Raw genomic sequence first — 26,027 nt, forward strand, 5'->3', positions numbered from 1 at the left:
GCAATCTCGCTCGGATTCGGCGCGCTACTACTACTGCAATGTTGGTGTGAGCGTTCACTCGACAGCCCGGCGCGTATTCGTCTGCCGAGCCGTGGCTTCCCGTTGGCGGGCGTAGTTCAGTCGCGCATATCAGGTCGTCGCGTGGCCCTCGGGACGCTGGTGCTCGCGGGCCACGCGCTCGAGCTCCTCGGCCTCAGCCTCGGCGATCCGCGTCTCACCCTCGATGTCGATGGATCTGGCCAGGATCCAGTAGAGGATTCCGGCGACCGGAAGACCTACGAACATCGAGATGTCGGCACCGCCGAGCGCGGACGCGATGAAGCCGGTGTACTTGCTGGTGCTCAGGAAGGGAAGCATCGCAGCGAAGCCCACCAGATACGACGTGATGCCCCGCCACCCCCAGCGGCCGTACATGCCCCGCGGGTTGAAGATCTCCGCGATGGCGTAATGCCCGCGCCGAACCACGTAGTAGTCAACGAGATTGACGGCGGTCCACGGGACGAAGAGGTAGAGCACGAGCAGGAGGAAGTCCTCGAAGTTGGTGAGGAAGTTCTCGCCGATGAGCAAGGCCGGGATGAGCGAGAGCACGGCCGTAAAACCAATGGTGAGAATCCGAAGCATGCTGGTCGGCCGGACCTTCTTGAACGAGTCGATGGCGCTGATCAACGTCAGCGACCCGCCGTACATGTTCAACGCGGTGACGGAGATGAGCCCCAGCGTCGAGAAGACCAGGGCTACTGCGCCGAAGCCTGAAAAGACTTGATTCCCTGCATCTTCGATCGACGAGATGGTGTCGAAGTTGTCGCCCGCCCATGCGGCCAGCGCGGCGCCGAGGCACATCAACCAGATGGCGCCCAGGGCTGACCCCCAGTAGGTCCACAGGAACGTCAGGCGGACGGTGACAGACGGCGGCAAGTAGCGGGAGTAGTCCGATACGTAGATGGCCCAACTGATTTGGTAGCCGGCAACCGCGCCGAACTGAATGAGGAAGGGCGTCCACTTGAAGTCGCCGAGGTCGAAGGAACCTGCGGGGTAGTTCAGCGTGCACACGCCGATCGTGAGCAGACCGAAGATCACCAGGAATCCCACCGTCAGCCAGCGTTCCACTCCATGGATGAGGTCGTAGCCCACCAATGCCACGACCGCGGCGACGAGAGTGGCGATGACGATCCACATCTTGCTTGGGCCGTGGATCGTCGAGTGCAGTGCGTCGCCCGCCAAGATCGTGTTGAAGATGTTGAATCCCGCGTATTGCAGGTAGGCGAAGGCCCAGACCAACAGCGCGCCCACATACCCGAACTGCGGTCGGGACTGAATCATCTGGGGCAGCCCGAGCTGCGGGCCCTGCGCCGAGTGGAACGCCATGAAGAACGTGCCGAACAGAACACCGCTGATGATGGCGAGGATCGACCAGACCAGGTTGCCGCCGCCCGTGACCGAGAACGTGCCGACCGCCAAGGTCGCGATCTGAGCATTGCTCATGAACCACAGCGGCCCCTGACTCCAGACCTTGCCGTGCCGCTCGTTGAGCGGGACGTAGTCGATCGAGCGCACCTCGACCCCGGCGATGCGACCAGCACTGGTGGGCGCCGATTCCTCGGACATGCGGACTCCTTGCTCGGAACGACATGCGAAGACCAGGAGGCGCGTACCCACTACACGGCTGATCGAACCGTCGACATTCGGCGCTGGCTACTTCGACCTGAGCAGTGAGCGCGGCCGAGTCAGCGGTGGTGCCACTGTCACGTTCCGGTGGCTAACAGGCGTGAGCCCGTAGTTGTCGAGAGCTTTCTCGAGTGGAGGCCTCGGTAACAACAGGCTCGACGGGTCCGCTTTGGCCCGGCCGCCACGCACGCCTGAGCCGCAACCGGCAAGATTGCCGGTATGACCGAGCCCGCTCCGTCGTTGATCCAGCTTGCCCACCGCTACGGCGTGTCCACCGACTTCGTCGACTGGACGGGCAGCAGCCACGCCGTGCCCGAGTCGACGTTGGTGTCCGTACTTGGCGCGCTCGGAGTGGCTGCCGGCACCGAAGAGGACAGGGCGACAGCACTTCTGGAGCTCGATCGGGCGCACTGGCAGCGCACCCTGGCGGCGACCATCGTGGTGCGTGCCGATCGGGCGTCGTCGTTCTGGGTACACGTGACCCACGGCGAGCCCGTCGACGCATGGATCCGCTTCGAGGACGGCACCGCGCGGGGAGACCTGCAGCAGCTGGAGAACAACCGGGCACCGTACGACCTCGACGGCCGCACGATCGGTGAGGCGACGTTCGAGCTGCCCGCCGACCTGCCGTTCGGCTATCACAGGCTGCACGTGCGGGCCGGCTCCCACGACGCCGAGACCACGCTGATCGTCACACCCGCTGCCGCCGTCCTGCCGGCGCGGCTCGGCGCCGGCCGCGCTTGGGGCCTGGCCACCCAGCTCTACAGCGTGCGATCCGAACGGTCCTGGGGCATCGGCGACCTGACCGACCTCACCGACCTGGCCGTGTGGTCGGCCGCCACCCATGGCGCCGGCTTCATCCTGGTGAACCCGCTGCACGCCGCCGCGCCGACCGCACCGATGGAGCCTTCGCCGTACCTGCCGACCTCACGCCGGTTCGTCAACCCGATGTATCTGCGGGTCGAGGCGATCCCCGAGTTCGCCTACGTCCGCCACCGCGGCCGGATGCGCAAGGCGCAGGCCGTCGCACAGGCACGGGCCCAGGCGTCCGAACTCGTCGACCGCGACTCGGCGTGGAAGATCAAGCGCGCCGCGCTCAAGAGCGTCTACGAGGTGCCCCGGTCGGCGGGCCGCGAGCTGGCCTACGCCGCGTACCGCGAGCAAGAGGGGCGCAGCCTCGACGACTTCGCGACGTGGTGCGCGCTCGCCGAGAAACACGGCAACGACTGGCACCACTGGCCCGCCGAGCTGCATCACCCCGCCAACGAGGCCGTCGCCGCGTTCGCCGCCAAGCACGCCGATGCCGTCGACTTCCACCGGTGGCTGCAGTGGGTGTTGGACGACCAGCTGACCAACGCGCAGGCCACCGCACTGCGGGCAGGCATGTCGCTGGGCGTCATGCACGACCTGGCCGTCGGGGTGGACCCCAACGGCGCCGACGCGTGGGCCCTGCAGGACGTGCTGGCCCTCGGAGTGAACGTGGGCGCGCCGCCCGACGAGTTCAACCAGTTGGGCCAGGACTGGTCGCAGCCCCCGTGGCGGCCCGACCAGCTCGTCGAGTCCGGCTACGAGCCGTTCCGGGCCGTGGTCAACGCACTGCTACGGCACGCCGGCGGAGCCCGTATCGACCACATCATCGGCTTGTTCCGGCTCTGGTGGATTCCGAAGGGGGCGGCGGCCACCCACGGCACCTACGTCCGCTACGACCACGAGGCGATGCTCGGCATCCTGGTGCTGGAAGCCCATCGCGTCGGCGCCGTGGTCGTCGGCGAGGACCTCGGCACGGTCGAGCCGTGGGCGCGCGACTATCTGCGCGAGCGTGGCCTCCTCGGCACATCGATCCTGTGGTTCGAACTGGACCGCGACGGTGACGGCGGCCCACTGCACGCCGAACGGTGGCGCGAGTACTGCTTGTCCTCGGTCACCACGCACGACCTGCCCCCCACCGCCGGCTACCTGGCCGGCGAGCACGTCCGGATCCGTGAGGAGCTGAACCTGCTGACCAGGCCCGCCGCCGACGAACTCGCCGACGACCGCGCCGGGCAGGCCGCCTGGCTGGCCGAACTGCGTCGCGTCGGGCTGCTGCACGACGGAGCCGACCCCAGCGCCGAGGAGATCGTCCTGGCCTTGTACGAGTACCTCGGCCGGACCCCGTCACGCCTGCTCGCACTGGCACTGCCCGACGCGGTGGGCGACGTGCGCACCCAAAACCAGCCGGGGACCACCGACGAGTATCCGAATTGGCGGGTTCCGCTGGCCGACCCCGACGGCAAGCCCATGCTCCTCGAGGACGTGTTCGGCGACCCGCGGGCGGCCACCCTGGCCGAGGCGCTGCGCGCCCAGGTAACACTGAGCGAGGAGTGACCGAAGTTCACTCGAGAGGCGCAACTGCGATATGTTCGCAACGCACCGCGACACTCGGAGGTCACGTGAAGAAGCTTGTTGTGCTGAGCGCGAGCGCGCTCGCCATCCCCGTTGGCATGGCCGCAGCGGCTCTGGTCAGCCCGACCGTGGCCGAATCCGACCCGGGTAGCGCCGTCGCGCTCAACGTGATCGGTGAGCCGTACGGCCGCGCCCTCGCGATCCTGAAGAGCCAGGGCGTCAAGGCGTACTTCGGTGGCGCGGTCGGCAGCGACCTGCCCCAGGCCCAGTGCATCGTCGACCAGCAGAAGATCACCGGTGGCGGCCGGATGTACCTGCAGCTCAACTGCACGCAGAAGGCCGCGGACGACGCGACGGCCAGCCAGCCCGCCGGAGCTGGCGGCGGACCACGAGTCGGCGGCAACGGCATCACGACCGTGACGGCCACGCCGGTCGGCCCGCAGCCCGGCATGTCCGTCCCCGGGGCCTAGCTCCTCACCCCTCGACGAGGGCCTTCAGCTTCTTCACGGTCGCGCTCATGGTGCGGCCAACCTGCCGCGCGGCCACCCGATCGGCGATGAGGCCCAGTAGTCCGCCCGGCGCTTCGTAGGCCAGCCTGAAGGTCACCTTGGTGCGGCCGTCGGGACAGTCGCGCAGCCGGAACCGGCCGCGCAGGGTGATACCGGTGATTCCGATCCAGGCCAGGTCGCGGGCCGGATCGAACTCGACGACCTCGACCACGCCACCGATCGGAACCGAACCGATCTTCCAGTGCACGGTGTAGCGCGAACCGACCGCTGCAGGTCCTTCCGAGTTGGTTTCCCAACGCTCCAGGCTGGCCATGAACTCGGGGTAGCAGTCCGGGTCGCTCACCTTCTTCCACACCGCGTCGCGGTCGGCGTCGATGACGCACCGCCGTTCGAGCCTCATCGGTACCTCATCAGCCGATCACCGGGAATCGCCGCTCCGCCGCCAGCCGATCCACACCCGCCTGCAGGCTGGCCATCACCTTCTCGTGTACCACCTCGTCGTCCCCGTCGACGTCGATCGGGTCGAGGGCTTCGACCACGATCTTGGCCGGCAGCGGGATGTGCCCGGCCAGGTCGCTGATGTTCAGGCCCCACGGCAGCGCCAACGAGATCGGCACACTCTTGAGCCGCGCCAGCTTGTCGACCCTCAGCAGTTTCGCCAACCACTGGCCACGGTCGAGGAACAACGCCGTCTCCTGGCCACCGACGCTGGCGATCGGCACGATCGGCACACCCGCTTCGCGGGCTAGTCGCACATAGCCCATCCGTCCGCCGAAGTCGACCTCGTGGCGCTTCCACGACGGCCGGAACACCTCGTAGTCACCGCCCGGGTAGACGAGCAACGCGGCACCTGACTCCAGGGCGAGACGGGCATTCTCGTGGTTCGCGGCGACCGTGCCGAACTTGCGCAGCCACCCCAGCGGCGGCGCCGAAACGACCAAGTTGTGCGCAAGTTGGTAGAACGGCCGCTCGACGCCGAAGTAGGAGCAGAACGCCAGGGTGAACACGAACGTGTCGGGCGGTACGTTGCCACCGCTGTGATTGCCGACGAGCAGGACCGGCCCCTCCGCGGGGATGCGGTCCAGTCCTCGGACGTCGGCACGAAAGTACAGCGAGGCGAGCAGCCAGGTGCCGGGCAACTGTTCGCGGATGTAGTCGGGGTCGCGCTGGTCCAGGTCCGCCTTCGGCACCCGGGAGGCCACTTGCGTTCGCGCCCAGTCGAGGGCAGCACCGATCCCCGCCATGACTGGTGATATACACCCGCGCCCGTGACCCGAAACCTGCGGTTCCGCGAAACCAGTAAACTCTCGTGCCACCCCTTCAGGGAGGACGCCTGACATGCTGCGACCCCATCGTTTCGACCGAGAAGTGGACCCCGGCCCGGTGCAGATCCAGGCTCGGAAGGTGCATTTCGACGTGTCCGGCACGCCACTGCACTGGATTCCCGACCATCCCGTCGCGTCGAACGTGATCAGCCTGCTCAACATCGTCCTGCCTGCCGCCGAGCGTTGGTTCGTCGCGACGTACGACGAGGCGCTGCCGCTGGTGAAGGATCCCAGGCTCGCCGAGGACATGCGCGGCTTCATCGGCCAGGAGGCCACCCACGCCGACGTCCACGAGCAGGTGCTGCACGAGTACATCGTGGGCAACGGCGTCGACCCCAAGCCCATGCTCGACCAGGTCGAGTACGTCTTCGAGAAGATGCTCGCGCCGTCGTCGTCCGCCGACCCGAAGCGCCGACTCAATCACCTGTGTGACCGGCTGTGGCTCATCGCGGCGATCGAGCACTACACCGCCGTGCTCGGTGACTTCGCGCTCAACTGCACGTGGGACGACCATCGGGCCGACCCGGCGATGGTCGATCTGTTCCGCTGGCACGGCAGCGAAGAGGTCGAACACCGCAACGTCGCCCATGACGTCGCCGTCTACTTCCACGACAGCTACGTCGACCGCATCCGCGCCATGATGATGTCGGTGGTGATGATCTTCGTGTTCTTCCAGCGGGTGACGTGGTACCTCGTCAAGTCGGATCCCCATGCGAACATCGGCTGGTGGCGGATGCAGCGGATGCGCATGCGCGACTCCAAGTTGGGGCTGCTTCCCAAGTACCGCAAGCTGTTTGGCTCCAACACGGCCATGTACTTCCGGCCGGGTTTCTCGCCGGAGCAGATGGGTTCGACGGCACAGGCGGTCGCGTACCTGGCCAGCTCTCCCGCCGCACGCGCCGCGCATCTTTGATGGGGTTGATCCGGCGGTCCGTCGACCGGTACCGCCAGGCGCCCCCCAGCGCCTCGGGTCGGTTGCGTCACGATGTGTCATTGAGTCTGGCCGACGCCGCGCTGAGCGGATTGTGGGCCATCTCGGGTGCGATCAGGAGGATGGCGCCGCCTGCAGAACCGGACCGGACGATCGAATTGACCGTCGCTGAAAGGCAAGTCGTCGCACACGACCAGGATGTAATCGCGCTGACGCTCTTGCCGTCGGACGGTAAGCCGTTGCCCCGGTGGCATCCCGGCGCCCACATCGACCTGCACCTGCCCAGCGGCCGCGTCCGTCAGTACTCGCTGTGCGGTAATCCCGCTGACGGCAACTCGTACCGAATCGCGGTGCGCCGCATACCCGGTGGCGGCGGCGGCTCGCTCGAGGTGCACGACGTACTCACGGTCGGCTCGGCCGTCGGCACCGGTGGGCCGCGTAACGCGTTTCCCTTGACGGTGCCGGGGTACGGGTCGCCCACCGACCGGCTGCGCTTCATCGCCGGAGGCATCGGCATCACGCCGATCCTGCCGATGCTGGCCCGCGCCGAGCAGCTCGGCGTGGACTGGTCGATGGTGTACACCGGCCGCAGCCGCGAAAGCCTGCCATTCCTCGACGAGGTATCGGCGTTCGGCCACCGCATCGAGATCCGCACCGACGACGTCAGCGGGCTGCCTTCGGCCGCAGACCTTCTCGGCGACTGCCCCGACGGCACGACGGTCTACGCCTGTGGTCCCGCGCCGCTGCTTACCGCGGTGCGGACCGAGCTAATCGGCCGCGACGACGTGGAACTGCACTTCGAGCGGTTCGCCGCGGCGCCCGTCGTGGACGGTCGCGAGTTCACCGTCACTTGTCCGTCGACGGGCACCTCGGTGCGGGTCGCTGCCGACGAGACGCTGCTCGGTGCGCTGAACCGGGCCGGCGTGCACGCTGCGTACTCGTGCCAGCAAGGCTTCTGCGGCACCTGCCGCACCCAGGTGCTCGCCGGCGCCGTCGACCACCGCGACACGCTGCTCACCGGCCCCGAACGCGACGCCGGGATGATGCTGATCTGCGTGTCGCGCGCGGCGGGAGACGCCGACCTGACGCTCGACCTCTGACTCGCGGTCTACTATTCCGCCATGCCGTTGGCCGATGGAGCGACCTTTGCGGGCTACACCATCGTTCGGCGACTCGGCTCGGGCGGCATGGGCGAGGTGTACCTCGCCCGTCATCCCCGTCTCCCCCGCCAGGACGCGCTGAAGGTCCTGCGGCCCGAGGTGTCCGCGGACGGTGAATACCGCGAGCGCTTCCACCGGGAGGCCGACATCGCGGCCACGCTGTGGCACCCACACATCGTCGGCGTCCACGACCGTGGCGAGTTCGACGGCCAACTGTGGATATCGATGGACTACGTCGACGGCACCGACGCCGGTCGACTCCTCCACGACCGCTACCCAGACGGCATGCCGGTGGCCGACGTCGCCGAGATCATCACCGCGGTCGCCGATGCCCTGGACTACGCGCACCAACGCAATCTGCTGCACCGCGACGTCAAGCCTGCCAACGTCCTGCTGGCCAATCCACAGTCACCCGATCAACGAATCCTGTTGGCCGACTTCGGGATCGCCCGGTGGGCCGATGACCCGAGCGGTCTGACCGCGACGAACATGACCGTGGGCACGGTGTCATACGCCGCGCCCGAGCAGCTGATGGGTGACGAGCTGGACGGCCGCGCCGACCAATATGCGTTGGCGGCCACCGCCTTTCATCTCCTGACGGGCGCGCCGCCGTTCCAGCACAGCAATCCCGCCGTCGTCATCAGTCAGCATCTGTCCGCGTCACCACCCGCCATCGGCGATCGACGCCCCGACCTGTCCGCGCTCGACCCGGTGTTGGCCAAGGCCCTGGCGAAGAGGCCGGCGGACCGCTACGAGCGCTGCAGCGACTTCGCGAGGGCGCTCGGCCACCGGCTCGGCGACGACCGTCCCGACGCCACCCGACTGTCTCCGGCCGCCGTGTCCCAGGCCGGACGCTCGTGGGTCAGGCCGGGTGTCCTCGTCCCCGCCGTCCTGGTCATCCTGTTGGTCGCCGCGATCGGCTTCGCACTGCTGGAGTTGAACCGCGCCGACGACGAACGGGCCGCGCCTCCTGCCACTGCGGTGTCGAGCACGTCGACCACGTCGCACGTCGTTCCGTTGCCGCCGCCCCCAGAGCCGCCGCCGTCCCCGTCGGCGACGACGACCACCCCGACGACCGCCACCACGGCGCCCACGGTGGTGATCGGCGCCAACTGCTCACCACTCGGCAGCACCGGCACCACCGCCGCGGGGGCCACCGCCTATTGCTCGACACTGCAGAACACCGGCGCCTCCATCTGGTCGCTGACTCAGGGCGACGTGGCGAGCCCGACCGTGACGACCGAGCCGACCGACGAACCGCTGCCCATCGCGGAGGAGTCGCCGGTCCGGGTGTGCATGCAGCAGACCGGCCAGACCCGTCGGCAGTGCCGCGAGGACATCCGCCGAAGCAATGGGTTCCCGTGACGGCGGACACGCGGTTCGCCGTGATCGCCCCCGTCGCCGAGGGCGTGACCGCCGATCCCGTCTGGATGACGACGTTCGCCCGGCACGTCGAGGCGTGTGGCTTCGAATCCATCGTGGCCGTCGAACACACGGTGCTCATGACGCAGTACTCCAGCGTCTATCCCTACGACCAGTCGGGCCGCGTCGAGATCGCCGCCGACTGCCCGGTGCCCGACCCGCTGGACCTGCTCGCCTTCCTGGCCGCCCGCACGACGACGCTGGGGCTCGCCACCGGCGTGCTGGTGCTGCCGAATCACCATCCGGTGGTCCTGGCCAAACGCGTCGCCACGCTTGATGCGTTGTCGGCCGGGCGGGTGCGCCTGGCCGTCGGCATGGGCTGGTTGCGGGAGGAGATCGAGGCGTGTGGGGCCCCGTTCGAGAGCCGCGGACGACGCGCCGACGAGCAGATCGAAGTGCTGCGGCTGCTGTGGGCCGACCATCCAGACGGTGCCGACTTCTCCGGTGAGTTCTTTCAATTCGCCCATGCGGCTAGCCATCCCAAGCCGGTGGGACGCATTCCGATCCACATCGGTGGACACTCCGTGGCCGCCGCGCGCCGCGCGGGACGGCTCGGCGACGGTCTGCAACCGCTGGGGGTCGGCGGCACCGAGTTGGCCGGTCTCGTCACGGTGATGCGCGAGGAGGCCGAGCGGGCGCAGCGCGATCCCGATGCGTTGGAGCTGACCCTCGGCCACCTGGTCACCAAGATCGACGGTGAGCGCGCGGGCCGGCTGGCGGAGTTGGGGGCAGACCGGGTGGTATTGGCGATGCCACCGACCGCGGACATCGGCGAGGCCTGTGATGCGTTGTCGGAGTGCGCACTACGGCTTGAATTGAGTCCGAACCGGGAAGGGCAACGATGACGCTGAGCATTGCGGACCGCCTGGCGGTGGCCGATCTGGTGCATCTCTACGCGGCGGCCGTCGACGATCGCCGGTTCAGTGATGTCGTCGAATTGTTCTCCGAGACAGCCGAATTGCGGCTGCCTGACCCGCCGCACACGCTGGAGCCGGTGCGGGTTCTGCGGGGTCACGACGGCGTCCGCGCCGCAATGAACGCGCTGGCCGTCGAGCGCACCGAGCACGCCATCGTCGGCGAGGTGTATGCGGCCGGACCGGAGTCGGGCTACGCGCTCGGCCGCATCACGGCGATCGCGCACCACTGGACGCGCCGCAAGGACGAGGTCACGGATCTGATCTGGCACCTTCGCTATGACGACGAGTACGTGCGGACGTCGTTGGGGTGGCGCATCTACGGCCGGGCGTTGACCATCAACGCCATCGAGACGCGTCCGGTCAGGCGTCTGCGAGCTGCTCGGCCAGCTGGTCGAGCAGGGGACGCTGACCCGTCAGCAGTTTCGACCGAGCCTCAGCCACGGAGAGCCATGCGACCCGGTCCACCTCGGGAAACTCCCTGATCTTCCCGGATCCCCTCGGCCATTCCAGTTCGAACGTGTTACTCGTCGCCTCGGTGACGTCGAGGTCGCCGCGGACGGCGAACGCCGTGACGATCTTCCCCCCGGGTTGCTTGATCGCCGCGAACTCGACGGGCGACCCGGCCGGCACGTCGAACCCGATCTCCTCGCGGAACTCGCGTTGCGCGACGGTCCACGGGTCCTCGCCATCGGTGTACTCGCCCTTCGGAATCGACCACGCGCCGTCGTCCTTGCGCGCCCAGAACGGTCCGCCGGGATGGCAGATCAGTACTTCGACGACGCCGTCGGTGACCCGGTAGAGCAGGAGACCCGCGCTGCGTTTCGGCACGCCGCAAGCTTAAGTCGTGCGCGGTCGAGCGGTGACCAGCAAGGTGTCGCCCATGACCGTGACGCCGCCCGCACCGATGAGTTCGCCAAGCCTGGACCGCAACTCGCGGGCAGTGTCCGCGGGCAACACGAGGTGAGTGGAGTAGGTGAAGACGAGGTCGAGCCACTGTTCGCGCTCGTAATGCGTCTCCCGGCGGTAGCTGCGCTGCCCGACGGTGAATCCCGCCGCCTCGAGCGCGTCGTCGAGGCCACCGACGTCCAGCCGTGGACCCGCGGGCGCCGGCGGCGTAGCGGTAACCAGGGGCGACTCGGGGTCCATGTAGTCGCGATAGATCCTGGCGAACTCACCGCGCGACGGGTTGGTCGGAAACAACCGGTTCCACGCGAGCGCCAGACGGCCACGGCGGGTCAGAAGTCGTCGCACCTTCGGCAGCGCGACGCGGGAGTCCACCCAATGGAACGACTGCGCGAACAGGACGAGGTCGAATGTCTGATCGCCGGCGTCCCAGTCCTCGAACTTCGTGACCCGGGTGCCAATCCCCTTCTCGACGGCCATCTTCGCCATCCGCGGATCGGGTTCGATCGCCAGCACGTCGACGCCGCGGTCGGCCAGCTGGCGCGACGAAATGCCGGTGCCGGCTCCAACGTCGAGCGCCCGCTCCACACCCGGCGCGACGAGGTCGTCGATCAGCTGCACCGGGTAGCGGGGACGGTGTTGGTCGTAGGCGCTTGCCGCAGCACCGAACGACTCCGCCCGCCGTCGTTCCCTGTGCAGGCCCCCGCGTGACGTCATTGCATGCAGGCTACCCAGTGGGGCGTGCGAATCGCGTTAGGCGAGGCCTTGCAGCGCCTGTTGCCCGAACGAGTTCATTCCCACCGAGCCGTCCGGCAGTACCAACTCACCGCGCTCGATGCGTGTCCGCAGGTAGCCGAACGTCTGCGCGGTCTGCGCGAACAGGTGCTCCCCCGCCCGCAAGGCCGGCCTCGCCGCGCCGTCGCCGGTCATGAACTGCGGCAACGGCTTCACCTCGGTGTGGTAGTCGACGTTGAAGAACAGCGGGAACGAATACCGCTCCTCGCGCACCTTTCTGACCCGGTGACTGGTCGCGACGTATGCGCCGTTGGTCCACAACTCCAGCATGTCGCCAATGTTGACCACGAATGTGCCCGGCACGGGCGGAACGTCGACCCACTCGCCGGCTTCGTTGAGCACCTCGAGACCCGGGGCTGTGGGTTTGAGCAGCGTGAAGCACTCGTAATCGGTGTGCGCGCCGATGCCCAACACGTCCTCGGCGTCCGGGTTGTACGGGTAGTGCACCAGCCGCAGTTGGCTCGGCGTCTTCGTGGCGTGCCGGGTGAACGTGTCGGGATCTTCGCCGAGCGCCACAGCGAACGCCCACAGCAGCTGATGGCCGAGATCCATGACTGCCTCGTAGTACGCCGTGACGGCCTCGGCGAAGCCGTCCAGCTCGGGCCAGACGTTCGGGCCGAGCATCGGATTGCCCGCGAGGTGGTCGGGGTCGTCGGCGGGCAGGTCGAGTGCGGTGTCGAACGCCTCCTTGAGGTCGGGGGTGCCGGTCTCGACGCCCTCCTCGCCGACCGGAACGTATCCGCGGTGACAGGTCGACAGCCCGATGTAACTGCGCATCTTCTCTTCGACCGGCAGCGCGAAGAACGACTTCGTGGCCGCGAGGAGCCGAGTGAACAACGCTTCGTCGATGCCGGTGCCGCTGACGTAGAGGAAGCCGACGTCGCGCGCCGCCTTGCCGATGTCGGCGGCCACCCGCTCGCGTTCGGCACGATCCGGGGATCGCAACCCGGTGATGTCCACGATGGGAATCGAGGTGAAAGGGCTCGTACCCGTCACAGTTCCACGTCTCCTTCACTCTGCACTATCGCCCACCGTGCGCCGTTGACACGGACTTCGTCATCGATGAGCTTGGGCGCGAGGGCTTCCCAGTCCTGGCCATCGAACGCGGCCACTGCCACCGCGGTCGTGCACGCCCAGCCGAACACCGGGCCGACCCGCAGGAGCAGCGCGTCGCCGTCGTCCTCGGAGCGCAGCGTCAGCGCCCAGCGCGGTTCCGACGGAGCGTCGTCGCGCACCCAGTGCTCGACGTAATCGGCGTGCACGCCCGTCTCGACGAGCGTCCCACCCTCCCAATGCATTTCGCCAGCATCGGGGAACGGTCCCGGCGGCTCCAGATCCACCATCCGATGCCATTCGAAGACGTTTCCGGTCTGATGCAGGCGACCACCGAAACCGCGGGAGTCGATGTAGGACGAGTCACCCTGCAACCAGCGCACGTCACCGCCGGTGACGTGTGAGCCGTCCGCCTCGATCAGCAGCGTCCGGCGCCACAGACCCGCGCACCGGGACATATTCACGGTATTCCCGCTCACGCCGATTCCTCCCATCGCGACCGCGCCGCCGCCAAACCGTCGACGGTGGGCGTGCCGAAGGCGCGCAGCCGCGCAATGCCGCCGTCGGGGTAGGCCTGCAACCGCAGCGCGGTGATACCGGTGGCGTTCACCGCGAACACCTGCCGGGCGTCGGGCGCCAGCCGCGTTCTCGGCAGCACGGGAACGTCGAACGCCACCAAACCCCAACCATGTTCGCCGTCGGGCCGGTGCCTGCTGCCCGCCACCGAGACCTCGAGGCTGGCGTTGAAGACGAAGTAGGTGGTGTCGATCTCCAGTCGGAGAAGATCTGCGGCGCCGACGAAGGAGATCATCACCGCGTCGTGGCTGTCCGGTCCGACGTCGCGGCGGCGCCGGGTCTCCCAACCGTCGCCCATGTTGCGCGGGCGATCCGGCGAGATCAGGACGCACGCGTTGGAGTAGAAGTTGTCGCTGGACCAGTCCACCCGGCCGCCCTGTTCCACGCCGGACACCTCGACCGTGACGTCGGCCCATGAGTCCGGATCCGGGACGACGTCGCCGTAGACCCGTAACCGGGCCACGCCGCCGTCCGACTCCAGCATCAGTCGCACGTGAGTGAACCGGCGCGGATCATCGACGCCCAGCAGGTTGTGCGAGTCTGGTTTCAGCACAGTCGTTTCCACGACGGTCTGCCACGCGACCCCGGCGTCGGTGGGGTCGTCCAGAACGCTCAGCACGCATGCGTCGATCCGGCATGCCGTGGGATGGTTCCCAGTGAAGAAGCGGGTGTCGACGTCGACGGCGCGCAACCTTCCCGGGACTCCCAGCCGCACGATCGCCCAGTCGCCGTCGGGCCCGGCGTGTCTGCGGGTCTCCCAGCCGTCGACCACTTCGCCCCGCTGGTCGTAGGTCCCGGGCGCGAACGCGGGTTCGGCCGGGTCGACGAGGCGCTCCTTGAATCCGAACGATTCGTCGCTGGCGGCAAGCACACTGCCGCCAAGCGTCCGGACTGCCAGATCCACACCCGGCAGCAGCGGCTCACTCATCGCCCAGCCCCAGTGCACTCGAGATCGGCCAGTACGAGCGGGGGTTCGGCGGCCCATCTGCCAGCGCCCCGACCTTGCTGGTGGTCAGTCCGAGGCCGACCAGCGCCTGGGCCAGTGCCACGGCAGCGCCGACGCCTTCCACGGCGGGCATACCCAGTTTGGCCGAGATGGCCTCCGTCACACCGGCCATGCCGGCACAGCCGAGGCAGATCACGTCGGCACCATCCTCGGCGACCGCACGGGCCGCCTCGTCGACGATCGCCTGAACCGCTCCAGCGGGATCGGCGTCGATCTCGGCGGTGCCAAGACCACACGCCCGTACCGAGGCGCAGTGCGAGGTCAGGCCGGCGAGCATCAACCGGTCCTCGATGGCTGGGATGGAACGCGCCAGCGTCGTGATCACCGAGAAGCGGCGGCCGATCAGATGCGCGACGTGCGCGGCGCATTCGGCGATGTCGAGCACCGGCACCGACAACATCTCCTGCAGGGCGTCCTTGCCGTGCTCACCGAACCCGGCGAGGATCACCGCGTCGAAGTCGAACTCCCCCGCCGCGACCATGGTGGCCACGACGTCCATCACACCCACCGCCGACAGGTAACTCTCGGCCGCCGAGTCGATGGCGATCGTCCCGAATCGCGGTCTGGCCGCGACGATCTCGGTGTCCGACGCCGCGGCCACGCGCGCCGCGCCGGCGATCTCGGCCGTCATCGACTCCGACGTGTTGGGGTTCAGTATCAGTATCTTCACGCCGGCTGCCGCACCTGCTCGCTGTCGAATACCCGGCGTCCCGCCAACCAGGTCTGCAGCACGCTGCCGCGCATCGCGGCGCCCTGATACGGGGTGACCGCGTGGCGATGAAACAGCGCATCGGCACGCACCGTGTGGCGGGCGTCGGGATCGAACACGCACAGATCGGCCCGCATTCCGACGGCGATCCGGCCGCGGTCACCGTACCCCGCCAACGCCGCGGGGTGCTCCGCCATCCATCGCGACAGGTCGGGCAGGTCGAAGCCGAGCCCACGTGCTTGCGTCCACACCGCCACCGGTCCCAGCTGCAGGGAACTGATGCCGCCGAAGGCCACCCCGAAGTCGCCATCCGCCTTGAGCTCCGGCGCGCACGGCGAATGGTCGGACACCACCATGTCCAGGGTTCCCTGACGCAGCCCGTCCCACAGCCGGCGCCGGTTGTCCTCACCGCGGATCGGCGGGCACGCCGCGAATTCGGTGCCGCCGTCGGGAATGGTCTCCGCGGCGAATGTCAGGTAGTGCGGGCAGGTTTCGGCCGTCACGGGCAGTCGGGTGCGTTTCGCCTCGGCGAGCATCGGCAGGACCCCGGCCGACGAGACGTGTACGACGTGCATCCGTGCGCCGGTCTCGCGGGCGGTCTCGAGCACCAGGGCGACGGCCTCTACTTCTGCCGCGTCGGGTCGCGACGCCAGGAACGACGGGTACCCCCGTCCGAGAGGCTGCGGACTGTCGGCGATGACGTCGTGCTGTTCGGCGTGCACCAGCAGCACCGCACCCAGACGGGCGACATGTGCTGCGGCGTCGCGGAACTCGGCGGCCGATAGATGAGGAAAGTTCGGATTGCCCGAATCGCTCAGGAAGCACTTGAAACCACGAACACCGGCCGCGGCCAACCCGTCGAGATCGTCGACGTTGGCGGGTACGACACCCGCCCAGAAGTCGACCGCGACGACGCAATTGCCCTGGGCAGCAGCCTTCTTCAGCACGAGCGCCGCGACCGTCGTGGTGACCGGGTCGCTGTCGAGCGGCATGTCTACGAGCGTGGTGATGCCACCTGCGGCGGCGGCCGTCGTCGCCGTCGCGAACCCCTCCCAGTCGGTGCCGGGCGCGTTGACGTGGACATGGGTGTCGACGAATCCCGGAAGCAATACCGCCGACGACGGCACTCGGACTTCCTGGTCGGCCACGGCGTCCGCGTCGATCGCCATGATCGCCGCGATGGCGCCGTCCACCACTCCTACGGCGGCGGGACGGATCGCACCGTCGATCAGCGTGCGCTCGGCACGCAGAACCAGGTCCATCAACCGGCGTCCTCCGGCGGCACCGGCCCGAACCGGTCGTGGAAGTGCTGCGTCAGTTCCGGCCACACGTGCGGATCGTGACCCGGGATCAGCTGATAACCCTTGTCGCTGGCGAGCCGCTTCAACCGACGGATGGGCTCGATGGTCTCCTCGGGCTCGACGCCGATGTATCCGCCGATCGCCAACTCGTGTTCGATGTTCTCCGTCAGATCGGCGGCGTCGAAGGCGAATACGAACCCGTCGCCCCCCACCGAGTCGTCCAACTCGACGACGAAGCTCTGATGGCCCGGAGTGTGTCCATACGTCGGCACCGCCGTGATGCCTGGTGCGATCTCGGCCTCACCGTCGGCGAGCTGCCAGTCGATCCGGGGATCGTCGAAGTCGACCCGCACGATCGCATGGCGTTCTGGCTCTGGATGATTCGACAGGCCATACTCCAGCTCCCGACGCTGCGCATGCACCGGCACCTTGCCTGCGAACAGCTTCAGCCCGCCGGCGTGGTCGTGGTGCAGGTGGCTGACCGCGACCGCATGGATGTCGTCGACGTCGATGCCGATGTCGTGCAGGGACTCCTCGATCGGTTCACCTGGGCCCGGCAGAACCGGGATGTACTCGACGGTCGGGAAGAACCGCCGGTACAGCGCCGGGTCCCGGATGAGCGCGGTGTTGAAGCCCGTGTCGAGTAGCACCCAACCGCCGTCGGTCTGCAGCAGCACACCCGGAACCGGTTCCCGCATGCGCTCTTCGGGTGGAGCGCCGTACACCGAGACCGACTTCGGCAACTCCTCCCAACCGAGCGTCAGCAGGACGATCCGACGGACCTTGCCCACTCCCAAGCCCACGGTCAGCCCACCGACAGGTCGGCGACCCGCAGTGAGTTCGGGTTCGACAACGCGTGTGCCTTCTCGACGCCCTTGAGCCATGGCTGGGCGACCACGAAGTCGTCGATGTCGGCGATGTTCATCCAGCATCCGGTGGCCTGCGCCTCCGTGCCCGCATCCGAGTACGTCTTGGGGTCACCGGAAACCAGGCCGCTCGCCAGTGACGAGCTCAGCCGCGGCGACGAGCAGCCCAGATAGTTGATGCCACCGTCGGCATCCCAGGAGATGTGGCCCCAGGTGTACGGCGACGGGGAGTCCGGCCACACCATGCCGGTGTAGATCTCCGGTGCCGCCTGCATGTCGGTACCGATCCAGCCGTAGATCTCCGAGGTCGGGTAGCCCTGCACCTTCGCGGTGAGCCCCGCGGCGGCCAGCTGGGTCTGGACCAGGTTGCTGATCAACTGACTGTCGGGGTTGCTGGTGTCGAACCCGATGGTGATCGACTTCTGATCGGCGGGCAATGCGGCCGCGATCTTGCTCAGGGCCGCGGGATCCTTGGTCAGCGTCTGCTTTCCAAAATCCGCGGCGAGCACGTACGGCGGGTACATCTGCGCACCGACCTTGCCCCGGCCGAAGAACGCCTGCTTGACGATCTGGTCGACGTCGATGGCCTGCATCACCGCGGTCCGGTTGGCCGGATCCTTCATCAGACCCTTGCTGGGGTTGGTGTACAGGTAGCTCGACATCATGGTCGGCAGCGAGTAGTGCGAGTACTTGCCGTCGTTCAGATACTGCTCCACCGCCGATGACGGCAGATCGTGCAGGATCGCGGCGATCTGACCATTGTTGAATTGCAACTGCATCGCCGACGCATCCGTGATGACGGGCATCTCGACCTTCTCGAAATAGGGCTTCGGACCCCAGTAGTCGGGGAAGACCGCCATCGAGTAGTGCGATCCGACCTGCGCGTCGGTCAGCGTGTACGGACCGGTGCCCAGATCGTGGGTGGTGAGGTAATTCTGCGCGAAGTCGGAGCCGCCGTTCTTCTGCAACCCTGTCGGACTGATCATTCGCGGTCCGTACGGCGATGCGAGAATCGACAGGAACTCCGAACTCGGCGCCTTCAGCGTGATGGTCGCAGCGTAATCACCCTGTGTGGTGACCGATTCGACGTCCTTGACCATGTACGCCGGGCCGCCGCCGACGGCCAGCCGCCGGTCGAACGACGACTTGATGGCAGCCGACGTGAACGGCGTTCCGTCGTGGAACTTCACGCCTTCGCGCAGCTTGAACGTGAACACCTTGTGGTCGGGCGACTCGGTCCACTCGGTGGCCAGCAGCGGCTCGAATTCGGGCTTGTCCGTTCCGCCCTTGTACTGCAGCAGGCCTTCGTAGGTGTTGGTGGTCATCAGCAGACCCTGCCCGGCGTAGTACACGTCGGGGTCGGGCGGTTGGCCCGGATCCTGCAGGAATGACAGGTGCAGCACCTTGTCGGTGGGCGCCGCGTTCGGCGCGCCCCCGCCCGAATCCGAACCGCCGCACGCCGACAGCGTCAGTATCGCGGCGGCACCCACCGCGGCGATTCCCAGTAGTCGTTTCTTCATCGTGCTGCTCCTTCGAGGACGGGTTGATTGAGGCTTTCGAATGCGGCGAGGATGTCCTCGGTGGTGCGCAAGGCGCCGGTCTGCAGGTACTCCATGGCGTCGAGGGCCGCATCGTGTCGATATTGGGACGAGCCGCCGACGCAGTCGGTCACCACGCGGACGTAGAAGTCGCGCTGATGCGCATCGGCGAACGTGTAGTGCACGCACACGTCGGTGAGCCCGCCGATGAGGATCAGCGTGGAGGCCTTCAGCCCGCGCAGCACGATCTCGAAATCCGTTCCGATGAAACCGGAGTAGCGCCGCTTGACGATGTGAAATTCGTCGGGCAGCGGTCGCAGTGACGGCTCCAGGTCGGTACCGGGCTGGCCTTCGACGCAGTGCACGCCCTCGGTGCCGTCCAGTTCGCGGCCGAAGTCCACTCCGCTCGGTCGGTGCACCTCCTGGAAGAACACGACGGGCACACCGGCGTTGCGGGCCGCGGCGAGCAACCGTTCGGCCCGCTCGACGCGTTCGGCGTGGCCAGGCATCACGGGAATGCCCGCTTCCTCGGCCGACATCGAGCCGCCTTCCTGCATGTCGACGACGACCAAGACGGGATTGCCCACGATGAGTGGCTGCGTTGGCACTTAACCTCCTGTAGTTGCGAGTCGAGGATCTGCGGCCGCCTGCAAGAGGTCGACGGCAGCGTTGATGACGACGTAGAGCACACCCAGCATCAGCGTGACGCCGGCAATGGCGGGGAAATCGGCGACTGGGATGCTCTGCGCGATGTACTGACCGATGCCGGGCCAGCCGAAGACCTGCTCGACCACGAGCACGCCGGAGAACATCAGCCCGACCTGTAGGCCCGTCATCGACATCGCGCCGCCCACGCAGTTGCGCAGGACGTGCCCGATCATGATGCGGCCCTCGGAAAGGCCCTTGGCCCTTGCGGTCCTGGCGTAGTCGCTGTCCGCATCGGTCAGCAGGCTGGAGCGCAGCACGCGCCCGATCGCGACGGCCGGGCCGAGCGCGATGACGACGGCAGGAAGGATCAGGTGGTGCAGTGCGTCGGCGACGACGTCGAAGCGTCCGGCGAGCAATCCGTCGATCGTCAGCAAGCCGGTGGGCCCGTCCGGCGGATTCGGCACGCTGATCCGGCCGTTCGCAGGCACCCAACCGAGCCGCTGGTAGAACACGATCAGCCCGACGATCCCGAGCAGGAACATCGGCGCCGCGGCGCCGGTGAACAACACGGCGCGCAGGACCTGCGAGCCGCGCCACTTCAGTGTCATGCCGAAGGCCAGCAGCGCGGCGAGGATCAGCGCCACCGCGATGCCATAGAGCGCCAATTCCAGTGTGGCTGGGAAGAAGTCACCGAGGTCGCTGCTGACCGGATGCCGGGTGCGGTACGAGGAGCCCAGGTCGCCGTGCACGGCACCGGTGAGGTAACGCCAGAACTGGTTGAGCAGTGGCTGGTCCAGGCCGAGCGCCTGTCGGCGGGCGGCGACCGCTTCACCCGATGCGTTGGCGCCGAGCTGAGCCTTCACCGGATCCATCGGCGAAATGTGCTGCAGCACGAACATCACCGCGGTCAGCGAGATGAGGATCACCACCATGGCGCCCAGTCGGGACAGGATGAAATTTCTCATGCCGCCTCCTAACTCGTCTTCATCAGATTGCGCAGGCCGTCACCGGCGATGTTGGCGATCAGGGCGAGCACGAGCACCGCAAGCCCCGGCATCACCGGCACCCACCACTGCTGCAGGAAGTAGGTCAGGTTCCTGGCGGCGTCGGCGCCGAGTTCGGCCGCGGGTGCGGATTGGCCGAGCCCAAGGAAGGACAGCGCGGCCAGCGTGAGGATCAGGGTGCCGATGTCGAGGCTGGCGGCCACCAACGCGTTGGGCACCGCCCCCGGCAGCAGATGGCGTAGCGCGAGCCGGATCTGGCCGACGCCAGCCAGTTTCGCTGCTTCGATGTGCGGGCGCGCGGCGAGCCGGGCCACCTCGCCGCGGACCAGTCGGGCATAGAACGGCCACCACACGATCGATACCGCGATGAGGGTGTGGACGAATCCGGGTCCGAGCGCGGCGACCACGGCGATGGCCAGCACGGGCGCGGGCAATGACAGGAACCCGTCGGTGATTCTCATCAGAAGTCCGTCGACCCAGCCGCCGACCGTGCCGGCGATGAGGCCGACCAATCCGCCGATGAACAGACCGACCCCGACCACCACGAGAGCCGCGAACCAGCTCGAGCGCATGCCGTACAGGACGCGGCTGAGAATGTCCCGGCCGATGCTGTCGCTGCCGAGCAGGAAGCCGCTCTTCCCCGGCGCCTGCAAGGGCAGACCGAACGGCACGAGCGGGTCATGCGGTGCGAGGACGGGAACCGCGACCGCGACGATGGTCACAAGCAGGATCAGTCCGACGGCTCCCCAATTGAGCAGCATCGCAGGCGATTTCGGCAGCGCCAGGACCCTGTCGCGGCCACGCGACCAGGTGCCGGCAGGCGCCGTGTCCCCCGCGGTTACGACGGCCACGTCAGCTCGCCTTCCGCTCGATGCAGGCGACCTGATGGGGGTTGCCGGGCGCGCCCTCGAGCCGGACGTCGAGCTGACTGTCGGCGCACGTGTCGATCGCGATGGGACAGCGCGGATTGAACGAGCATCCCGGTGGTGGCGACAACGGGCTGGCGGGTTCGCCTGCCAGTATTCGAGATTCACGGCCAAGGTCGGGGATGGAATCGACCAGGGCCTGCGTGTACGGATGCGCAGGCCGGGCGATGACGTCCTCGGAGGGGCCGATCTCGACGATCCGGCCGAGGTACATCACCGCGATCCGGTCGGCCACGACCCGGGCCACCGACAGATCGTGGGTGACGAAGAGCACCGACATGTCCAGGCTTCGGCGCAGATCGCCGATCAGATTCAGCACGGACGCGGCGAGTGACACGTCGAGCGCGCTGGTGGGCTCGTCGCACAGCAGCACCGACGGCGGCACCACGGTCGCCCTGGCGAGCGAGACTCGTTGGCGTTGACCGCCGGACAGTTGCCCGGCCCGCGACTTCGCGATGTCCAGCGGCAGTCCGACGCGATCCAGTACTTCCGCGACGGCGTCGTTGCGTTGCGAACGCGACATCTTCGTGCTGCGCAGCCGTTCGTAGATCAGCTCCCCCACCGACAGCCACGGGGTGAGCGACGCGCCGGCATCCTGGAAGACCATCTGCGGCCGGTGCCCGCCCGCCAGCTGCACCGAGCCCGCGGTCTGCTTCTCCAGGCCCGCGATGACCCGCAACAGCGTGGACTTGCCCGAACCGCTCTCCCCGACCAGGGCCACGGATTCGCCGTGTCCGACGGTCAGCGAGATACCGCGCAGCGCATGCAGTTTCCCGTCGCCGCTGCCGGAGCGGTCCAGGAAGCGCCGCTTGACGGAGAAGGTCTTGGTGGCGTCGCGGACGACCACCGACGGCGGCGCCTCCTCGGTGGTGGACGCCTCGAACGTCTCGCCCGCGTTCGTCGTTTCGCCGCCAAGCTGCTTGGCCACGACGTCGAACGGGAGCACGCAGGCGCTGACCCGGTCGGCGGCAACGGCGACCGGATCCGGCGGTGTCGTTGTGCATTCCGGGGTCTCCAGCACGCAGCGGGGCGCGAATGCGCAGCCGGGCAGCGGCGACACCGGGCTCGGCACCGAGCCTGCCAACGCCGCCAACCGCTGGTCGCGCGCGGTGTGCAGCGTGAGGCGGCTGCGCAGGAGGCCGTGGGTGTAGGGGTGAGCCGGCCGATCGAGCACGTCGGTTGTCGGGCCGATCTCGGCGACGCGCCCGGCGTACAGCACGGCGATGCGGTCGGAGATCTGCGCTGCGACACCGAGGTCGTGCGTGATGAACACGATGCTGCAACCGATCTCGTCGCGCAGGCTCTGCAGCAGGCGCAACACCTGCGCCTGCACCGTCACGTCGAGCGCGGTGGTCGGCTCGTCGGCGACGATCAGGTCGGGATCACCGGCGATGGCAATGGCGATCATCACCCGCTGACGCAAGCCGCCGGACAACTCGTGCGGGAAGGCGCGCATCCGGCGCTTCGGGTCCGGGATGCCGACCGCGGTCAGCAGCCGCAATGCCTCGTCGTCACTGCCTGCCGCTTCGGCGACCTGCCTGCCGATGCGCATCGTGGGGTTCAGTGACGTCATCGGGTCCTGGAAGACGGCGCCCAGATCCAGGCGACGCACCTTGCGGAGGTCCTTGGGCGACCCTCCTGCCATGTCGGCGCCGGCCACGCGCACGGTGCCGTCGATGCGCGCTTGCTCGGGCAGCAGACCGAGCATGCTGAAGCCGAGAACGCTCTTGCCCGAGCCGGATTCACCGACCAGGCCGAGGATCTCACCGGGCGCGATGGTGAGTGACACGCCGCGGAGGGCATGGACGTCCCTGCCGTTGCGGCGGAACGTTACGTGCAGGTCGCCGATATTGGCGACGGGGTCCGTGGTCTCGGACACGGTGGCTGGCCGCATGTCCACCTCGGATGTCGCAATCCCCATTCAGCGCTCCTCGATTCCTTGGGCGTCGTTCGTTGACGACTGAAGGTGGCGCGCCAGCGGACCACTCGCCTGTCACTCGACAGTTTTCACATTCCGCGGCGGTCGTGGGTGTCGGTGGCGTAACCAAACTCGGGCACACGTAACCGATGGGTGTCGTTGGTTTCTATCGTGTGACAGATAACGCCGGGACCCCTTTTGGCCTGCGGGTTGGGCCACGATGTGGCGATGACCGTCACACGTTCGGGCCGCCCCCGCCTGACGTCGCAGCGACGGCCGGGCAGCACCGCACGCGACGAGATCCTCGACGCCGCGGGCGAGCTGTTCACGACGACCGGGTACACCGGCACGTCCACTCGCACCATCGCCGAAGCAGTCGGGATCCGTCAGGCCTCGTTGTATCACTACTTCAAGACCAAGGACGACATTCTCTGCGCGCTACTCAGCCAAACCGTCACGCCGACTTTGTCTTTCATCCCGATCCTGGCTGCCGCCGACCCGCCCATGAGCGCCCGCGAACATCTCCACGCACTGGCGGCGTTCGACGGTCACCAACTGCTCAACGGCCGCTGGAATCTGGGGGCGCTGTACCTGCAACCCGAGCTGCGCGGCGCCTTGCTGCAGCCGTTCTGGTCGGATCGCGAACGGCTGCGCCTGCACTATCTGTCGCTGAGCCAGGCCATCGCGGCGGAAACTGGCGTGGACGCCGTCGCCGCCGAGCTGCCGTTCCGGCTCGTCGAATCGCTGGTGAACATGTGGGCCGACCGGCGCGACGACGACCGGACCGGGCTTCCGATGCACGTGGCCGACGCCTGCCTGCGGGTACTGGGTGTCGCCGATGCCGCCACGCCGGCGTTGCGAGCGCGTAGCTCGGCAGAACTGGCCGCTGCGTTAGGGGCTGGCCAGTAGCGAGGCGAATCTCATCGCCATCCACGGCTTGCGCCCACTGGCGCGCAACCTGCCCCGGAGAATCTGCGGGCCCTGGCCGATTCGGCGATAGCTCAACAGCAGGAACGCGACGGGGTCTGCGGTGATGACGCAATCGGCGCGTTCGCCCGCCACGGTGACGGTCGCCGCGCCGTCGGCGATGGCCAGGCGGTAACGCGGCCCGCCGCGCATCCGCAGTTCATAGCTTGCCCGCAGACCCGCCGCGCGCGATGCCCGCAGGTACTGCGGCGCGATGCTCAACACGCCGGGTACGACCAGCAGGGCGTCCTCCGCGCTGACGGGCCACTGCACACCCGCCGATCGTGCGACGTCGAGGCCATGGACGAGTTGCTCGCCCAGCAGGAGGCAGGTCATCGTCGACGGGGCGATGACCAGACCGTTCGGCGTTGCGAGCTCGGCCGTCGGATCCGTGGACGGGGCCACCGCCAGGTATGTCAGTGCGGCCTGCTCCAGCAGGTCGGCGAGTCGAGTCATGTCCCGCTCGGGGATCTCCTCGAGGTGGCGCGCATTGACCTTCGCACTCAGCCTTGACGGTGTGTCCATCGGCGGATTGGCATGTGTCATATAGCCGTTGGCGTACCGGGTCAGTGCCTGCGCGTAGTCCCGAAGATCACCGACCACGTGGGCGGCGGTCTCCGCGGCGGTCCAGTCGAGGCGGGGTGTCGGCGCGTTCGGCGTGTCGATGGCTCGCCACAGCTGCGCCGTGCGCGCCACGGCGTCGCGGAAGGCATCCAGGGTGCGACCGTGCGCGCGGCGGGCGCTTTCGGCGGGTTCTGCGGTGTCGACGGTGGCCGATGTCATGAGCGAACTCCCGTGTGATCCGTCTCGAAGATAGGTTCACTATTTCACATATCGTTACTATGTCAATAGGGTTGTTGCGTCGCGTGAAGGAGGACGATGCCCGAACCGGAGACCGAGCAGCCGGCGTCGCTGCGCGCCGCACAGGTCGCGCAGACTCGCGCCGCACTGCTCGCAGCCGGCCGGCGCCTGTTCGGCGAGAACGGCTTCCGCGCCACGTCGGTCGACGATCTCGCGCGTGCAGCGCGGGTCACGACGGGCGCGCTCTATCACCACTTCCCCACCAAGACAGCACTTTTCGAAGCAGTCTTCATTCAGGCCCACACCGAGCTGTTGACCGCTGCGACCGTGGCGGCTCAGGGCGCCACCGACGATCTCGACGAACTCGGCCGCGGCTTCGACGCCTTTCTCGACGGCGTCCTGCAACGCGACGTTCAGCGCATCCTCGTCCTGGACGGGCCAGCGGTGCTCGGCCTCGCCAGGTTCACCGAACTCGACGAGCAGTACTCACACGCGGCGATCATGCACGCGCTGGTGTCCGCCGTCCGGACGGGAGCGATTCGGGTCGACGACCCGGAGACCACCACCCGGTTGCTGCTGGGTGCGCTCACGCGCGGCGCCATGTTGATCGCGAACTCACCGGATCCGGTCGGGACGCGGGACGCGGTGGCCCGGTCGATGCGATCTCTGCTCAACGGATTCCTGGTCCCCGGCTGACGAGAGGATG

The 26,027-nt window shown here is 67.9% G+C and carries 25 protein-coding genes and 1 pseudogene; 9 read left to right on the forward strand and 17 right to left on the reverse strand.

Going from position 1 to position 26,027, the window contains the following annotated elements; all coding sequences use genetic code 11:
• Window positions 1–129: 129 nt before the first annotated feature.
• Window positions 130–1,605: a cytosine permease gene (locus N536_RS0113400; protein ID WP_029114069.1), complete on the reverse strand. Its 1,476-nt coding sequence runs from the start codon at window positions 1,603–1,605 to the stop codon at window positions 130–132.
• A 279-nt stretch (window positions 1,606–1,884) separates the two neighbouring features.
• Between N536_RS0113400 and malQ the strand changes: the two genes are divergently transcribed.
• Both malQ and N536_RS0113410 read left to right on the forward strand, forming a co-directional pair.
• Window positions 1,885–4,029: a 4-alpha-glucanotransferase gene (malQ, locus tag N536_RS0113405; protein WP_036436182.1), complete on the forward strand. Its 2,145-nt coding sequence runs from the start codon at window positions 1,885–1,887 to the stop codon at window positions 4,027–4,029.
• A gap of 65 nt (window positions 4,030–4,094) precedes the next feature.
• Window positions 4,095–4,517 (forward strand): hypothetical protein, encoded by a 423-nt coding sequence (locus tag N536_RS0113410; RefSeq protein WP_029114071.1) that lies wholly within the window; start codon window positions 4,095–4,097, stop codon window positions 4,515–4,517.
• Between the two features lie 4 nt (window positions 4,518–4,521).
• On the opposite strand, the gene N536_RS0113415 is transcribed toward N536_RS0113410, so the two are convergent.
• Together N536_RS0113415 and N536_RS0113420 are read right to left on the reverse strand one after the other, a co-directional pair.
• Window positions 4,522–4,956 (reverse strand): SRPBCC family protein, encoded by a 435-nt coding sequence (locus N536_RS0113415; RefSeq protein WP_029114072.1) that lies wholly within the window; start codon window positions 4,954–4,956, stop codon window positions 4,522–4,524.
• 10 nt (window positions 4,957–4,966) lie between these two features.
• Window positions 4,967–5,800: a lysophospholipid acyltransferase family protein gene (locus tag N536_RS0113420; protein WP_029114073.1), complete on the reverse strand. Its 834-nt coding sequence runs from the start codon at window positions 5,798–5,800 to the stop codon at window positions 4,967–4,969.
• A 94-nt stretch (window positions 5,801–5,894) separates the two neighbouring features.
• On the opposite strand from N536_RS0113420, the gene N536_RS0113425 reads away from it, so the two are divergent.
• The 5 genes and pseudogenes from N536_RS0113425 to N536_RS41495 form a co-directional block, all read left to right on the forward strand.
• Complete coding sequence (locus N536_RS0113425; RefSeq protein WP_029114074.1) at window positions 5,895–6,794, forward strand: metal-dependent hydrolase; 900 nt, start codon at window positions 5,895–5,897, stop codon at window positions 6,792–6,794.
• Window positions 6,794–7,912, forward strand: a complete 1,119-nt coding sequence (locus N536_RS0113430; RefSeq protein WP_029114075.1) for a PDR/VanB family oxidoreductase — start codon at window positions 6,794–6,796, stop codon at window positions 7,910–7,912. The genes N536_RS0113425 and N536_RS0113430 overlap by 1 nt, the downstream gene beginning before the upstream one ends.
• Window positions 7,913–7,933: 21 nt before the next feature.
• Window positions 7,934–9,337: a serine/threonine-protein kinase gene (locus N536_RS0113435; RefSeq protein WP_029114076.1), complete on the forward strand. Its 1,404-nt coding sequence runs from the start codon at window positions 7,934–7,936 to the stop codon at window positions 9,335–9,337.
• 65 nt (window positions 9,338–9,402) lie between these two features.
• Window positions 9,403–10,239 carry an LLM class F420-dependent oxidoreductase gene (locus N536_RS0113440; RefSeq protein WP_051574484.1) on the forward strand — a complete coding sequence of 279 codons (837 nt, stop codon included), beginning with the start codon at window positions 9,403–9,405 and terminating at the stop codon, window positions 10,237–10,239.
• Window positions 10,236–10,619, forward strand: a pseudogene (locus N536_RS41495) (nuclear transport factor 2 family protein); the annotation flags it as partial. The gene N536_RS0113440 and the pseudogene N536_RS41495, both read left to right, overlap by 4 nt.
• 52 nt (window positions 10,620–10,671) lie before the next feature.
• On the opposite strand, the gene N536_RS0113450 reads toward N536_RS41495, so the two are convergent.
• Genes N536_RS0113450 through N536_RS0113510 form a run of 13 tightly spaced genes read right to left on the reverse strand, consistent with a single transcriptional unit; the run spans window position 10,672 to window position 23,557 of the window.
• On the reverse strand, window positions 10,672–11,139 hold the full coding sequence (locus N536_RS0113450) for an NUDIX domain-containing protein (RefSeq protein ID WP_029114079.1): 468 nt from the start codon (window positions 11,137–11,139) through the stop codon (window positions 10,672–10,674).
• 9 nt (window positions 11,140–11,148) lie between these two features.
• Window positions 11,149–11,913: a class I SAM-dependent methyltransferase gene (locus N536_RS0113455; RefSeq protein ID WP_081809200.1), complete on the reverse strand. Its 765-nt coding sequence runs from the start codon at window positions 11,911–11,913 to the stop codon at window positions 11,149–11,151.
• 54 nt (window positions 11,914–11,967) lie between these two features.
• On the reverse strand, window positions 11,968–13,005 hold the full coding sequence (locus tag N536_RS0113460; RefSeq protein WP_029114081.1) for an isopenicillin N synthase family oxygenase: 1,038 nt from the start codon (window positions 13,003–13,005) through the stop codon (window positions 11,968–11,970).
• Window positions 13,002–13,541, reverse strand: coding sequence for a hypothetical protein (locus N536_RS0113465; protein WP_029114082.1), 540 nt, complete (start codon window positions 13,539–13,541; stop codon window positions 13,002–13,004). Before N536_RS0113465 ends, N536_RS0113460 begins: the two co-directional genes overlap by 4 nt.
• Window positions 13,538–14,566, reverse strand: coding sequence for an allantoicase (gene alc, locus N536_RS0113470; RefSeq protein ID WP_029114083.1), 1,029 nt, complete (start codon window positions 14,564–14,566; stop codon window positions 13,538–13,540). The genes N536_RS0113465 and alc overlap by 4 nt, the downstream gene beginning before the upstream one ends.
• Complete coding sequence (locus tag N536_RS0113475) at window positions 14,559–15,314, reverse strand: aspartate/glutamate racemase family protein (protein ID WP_029114084.1); 756 nt, start codon at window positions 15,312–15,314, stop codon at window positions 14,559–14,561. Before N536_RS0113475 ends, alc begins: the two co-directional genes overlap by 8 nt.
• Window positions 15,311–16,615 (reverse strand): allantoinase AllB, encoded by a 1,305-nt coding sequence (allB, locus tag N536_RS0113480; protein WP_029114085.1) that lies wholly within the window; start codon window positions 16,613–16,615, stop codon window positions 15,311–15,313. The genes N536_RS0113475 and allB overlap by 4 nt, the downstream gene beginning before the upstream one ends.
• On the reverse strand, window positions 16,615–17,457 hold the full coding sequence (locus tag N536_RS0113485) for an N-acyl homoserine lactonase family protein (protein WP_155948571.1): 843 nt from the start codon (window positions 17,455–17,457) through the stop codon (window positions 16,615–16,617). The genes allB and N536_RS0113485 overlap by 1 nt, the downstream gene beginning before the upstream one ends.
• A gap of 2 nt (window positions 17,458–17,459) precedes the next feature.
• Window positions 17,460–19,040 (reverse strand): ABC transporter substrate-binding protein, encoded by a 1,581-nt coding sequence (locus N536_RS0113490; RefSeq protein WP_029114087.1) that lies wholly within the window; start codon window positions 19,038–19,040, stop codon window positions 17,460–17,462.
• On the reverse strand, window positions 19,037–19,666 hold the full coding sequence (locus N536_RS0113495) for a cysteine hydrolase family protein (RefSeq protein WP_029114088.1): 630 nt from the start codon (window positions 19,664–19,666) through the stop codon (window positions 19,037–19,039). Before N536_RS0113495 ends, N536_RS0113490 begins: the two co-directional genes overlap by 4 nt.
• Complete coding sequence (locus N536_RS0113500; RefSeq protein WP_029114089.1) at window positions 19,667–20,671, reverse strand: ABC transporter permease; 1,005 nt, start codon at window positions 20,669–20,671, stop codon at window positions 19,667–19,669.
• Window positions 20,672–20,679: 8 nt separating this feature from the next.
• Window positions 20,680–21,561: an ABC transporter permease gene (locus tag N536_RS0113505; protein ID WP_029114090.1), complete on the reverse strand. Its 882-nt coding sequence runs from the start codon at window positions 21,559–21,561 to the stop codon at window positions 20,680–20,682.
• A 1-nt stretch (window position 21,562) separates the two neighbouring features.
• Entirely contained in the window at window positions 21,563–23,557 is a 1,995-nt protein-coding gene (locus N536_RS0113510; RefSeq protein WP_029114091.1) for an ABC transporter ATP-binding protein, read from the reverse strand.
• A gap of 225 nt (window positions 23,558–23,782) precedes the next feature.
• Between N536_RS0113510 and N536_RS0113515 the strand changes: the two genes are divergently transcribed.
• Window positions 23,783–24,463, forward strand: coding sequence for a TetR/AcrR family transcriptional regulator (locus N536_RS0113515; RefSeq protein ID WP_029114092.1), 681 nt, complete (start codon window positions 23,783–23,785; stop codon window positions 24,461–24,463).
• Here the strand turns inward: N536_RS0113515 and N536_RS41500 are convergent.
• A complete protein-coding gene (locus N536_RS41500; protein WP_081809183.1) occupies window positions 24,446–25,303 on the reverse strand; it encodes a maleylpyruvate isomerase N-terminal domain-containing protein in 858 nt (285 codons plus the stop codon). The genes N536_RS0113515 and N536_RS41500 overlap by 18 nt on opposite strands.
• A gap of 96 nt (window positions 25,304–25,399) precedes the next feature.
• On the opposite strand from N536_RS41500, the gene N536_RS38365 reads away from it, so the two are divergent.
• Window positions 25,400–26,017: a TetR/AcrR family transcriptional regulator gene (locus N536_RS38365; RefSeq protein WP_051574465.1), complete on the forward strand. Its 618-nt coding sequence runs from the start codon at window positions 25,400–25,402 to the stop codon at window positions 26,015–26,017.
• Window positions 26,018–26,027: the final 10 nt, after the last annotated feature.

The organism is Mycobacterium sp. URHB0044 (genome assembly GCF_000620625.1).
GTDB lineage: Bacteria > Actinomycetota > Actinomycetes > Mycobacteriales > Mycobacteriaceae > Mycobacterium.

Coding starts and splice junctions, on each gene's coding strand:
- N536_RS0113400 (WP_029114069.1), bottom strand. CDS start 1,605: ATGTCCGAGGAATCGGCGCCCACCAGTGCTGGTCGCATCGCCGGGGTC.
- malQ (WP_036436182.1), top strand. CDS start 1,885: ATGACCGAGCCCGCTCCGTCGTTGATCCAGCTTGCCCACCGCTACGGC.
- N536_RS0113415 (WP_029114072.1), bottom strand. CDS start 4,956: ATGAGGCTCGAACGGCGGTGCGTCATCGACGCCGACCGCGACGCGGTG.
- N536_RS0113420 (WP_029114073.1), bottom strand. CDS start 5,800: ATGGCGGGGATCGGTGCTGCCCTCGACTGGGCGCGAACGCAAGTGGCC.
- N536_RS0113425 (WP_029114074.1), top strand. CDS start 5,895: ATGCTGCGACCCCATCGTTTCGACCGAGAAGTGGACCCCGGCCCGGTG.
- N536_RS0113430 (WP_029114075.1), top strand. CDS start 6,794: ATGGGGTTGATCCGGCGGTCCGTCGACCGGTACCGCCAGGCGCCCCCC.
- N536_RS0113435 (WP_029114076.1), top strand. CDS start 7,934: ATGCCGTTGGCCGATGGAGCGACCTTTGCGGGCTACACCATCGTTCGG.
- N536_RS0113440 (WP_051574484.1), top strand. CDS start 9,403: ATGACGACGTTCGCCCGGCACGTCGAGGCGTGTGGCTTCGAATCCATC.
- alc (WP_029114083.1), bottom strand. CDS start 14,566: ATGAGTGAGCCGCTGCTGCCGGGTGTGGATCTGGCAGTCCGGACGCTT.
- allB (WP_029114085.1), bottom strand. CDS start 16,615: ATGGACCTGGTTCTGCGTGCCGAGCGCACGCTGATCGACGGTGCGATC.
- N536_RS0113490 (WP_029114087.1), bottom strand. CDS start 19,040: ATGAAGAAACGACTACTGGGAATCGCCGCGGTGGGTGCCGCCGCGATA.
- N536_RS0113500 (WP_029114089.1), bottom strand. CDS start 20,671: ATGAGAAATTTCATCCTGTCCCGACTGGGCGCCATGGTGGTGATCCTC.
- N536_RS0113510 (WP_029114091.1), bottom strand. CDS start 23,557: ATGGGGATTGCGACATCCGAGGTGGACATGCGGCCAGCCACCGTGTCC.
- N536_RS0113515 (WP_029114092.1), top strand. CDS start 23,783: ATGACCGTCACACGTTCGGGCCGCCCCCGCCTGACGTCGCAGCGACGG.
- N536_RS41500 (WP_081809183.1), bottom strand. CDS start 25,303: ATGACATCGGCCACCGTCGACACCGCAGAACCCGCCGAAAGCGCCCGC.
- N536_RS38365 (WP_051574465.1), top strand. CDS start 25,400: ATGCCCGAACCGGAGACCGAGCAGCCGGCGTCGCTGCGCGCCGCACAG.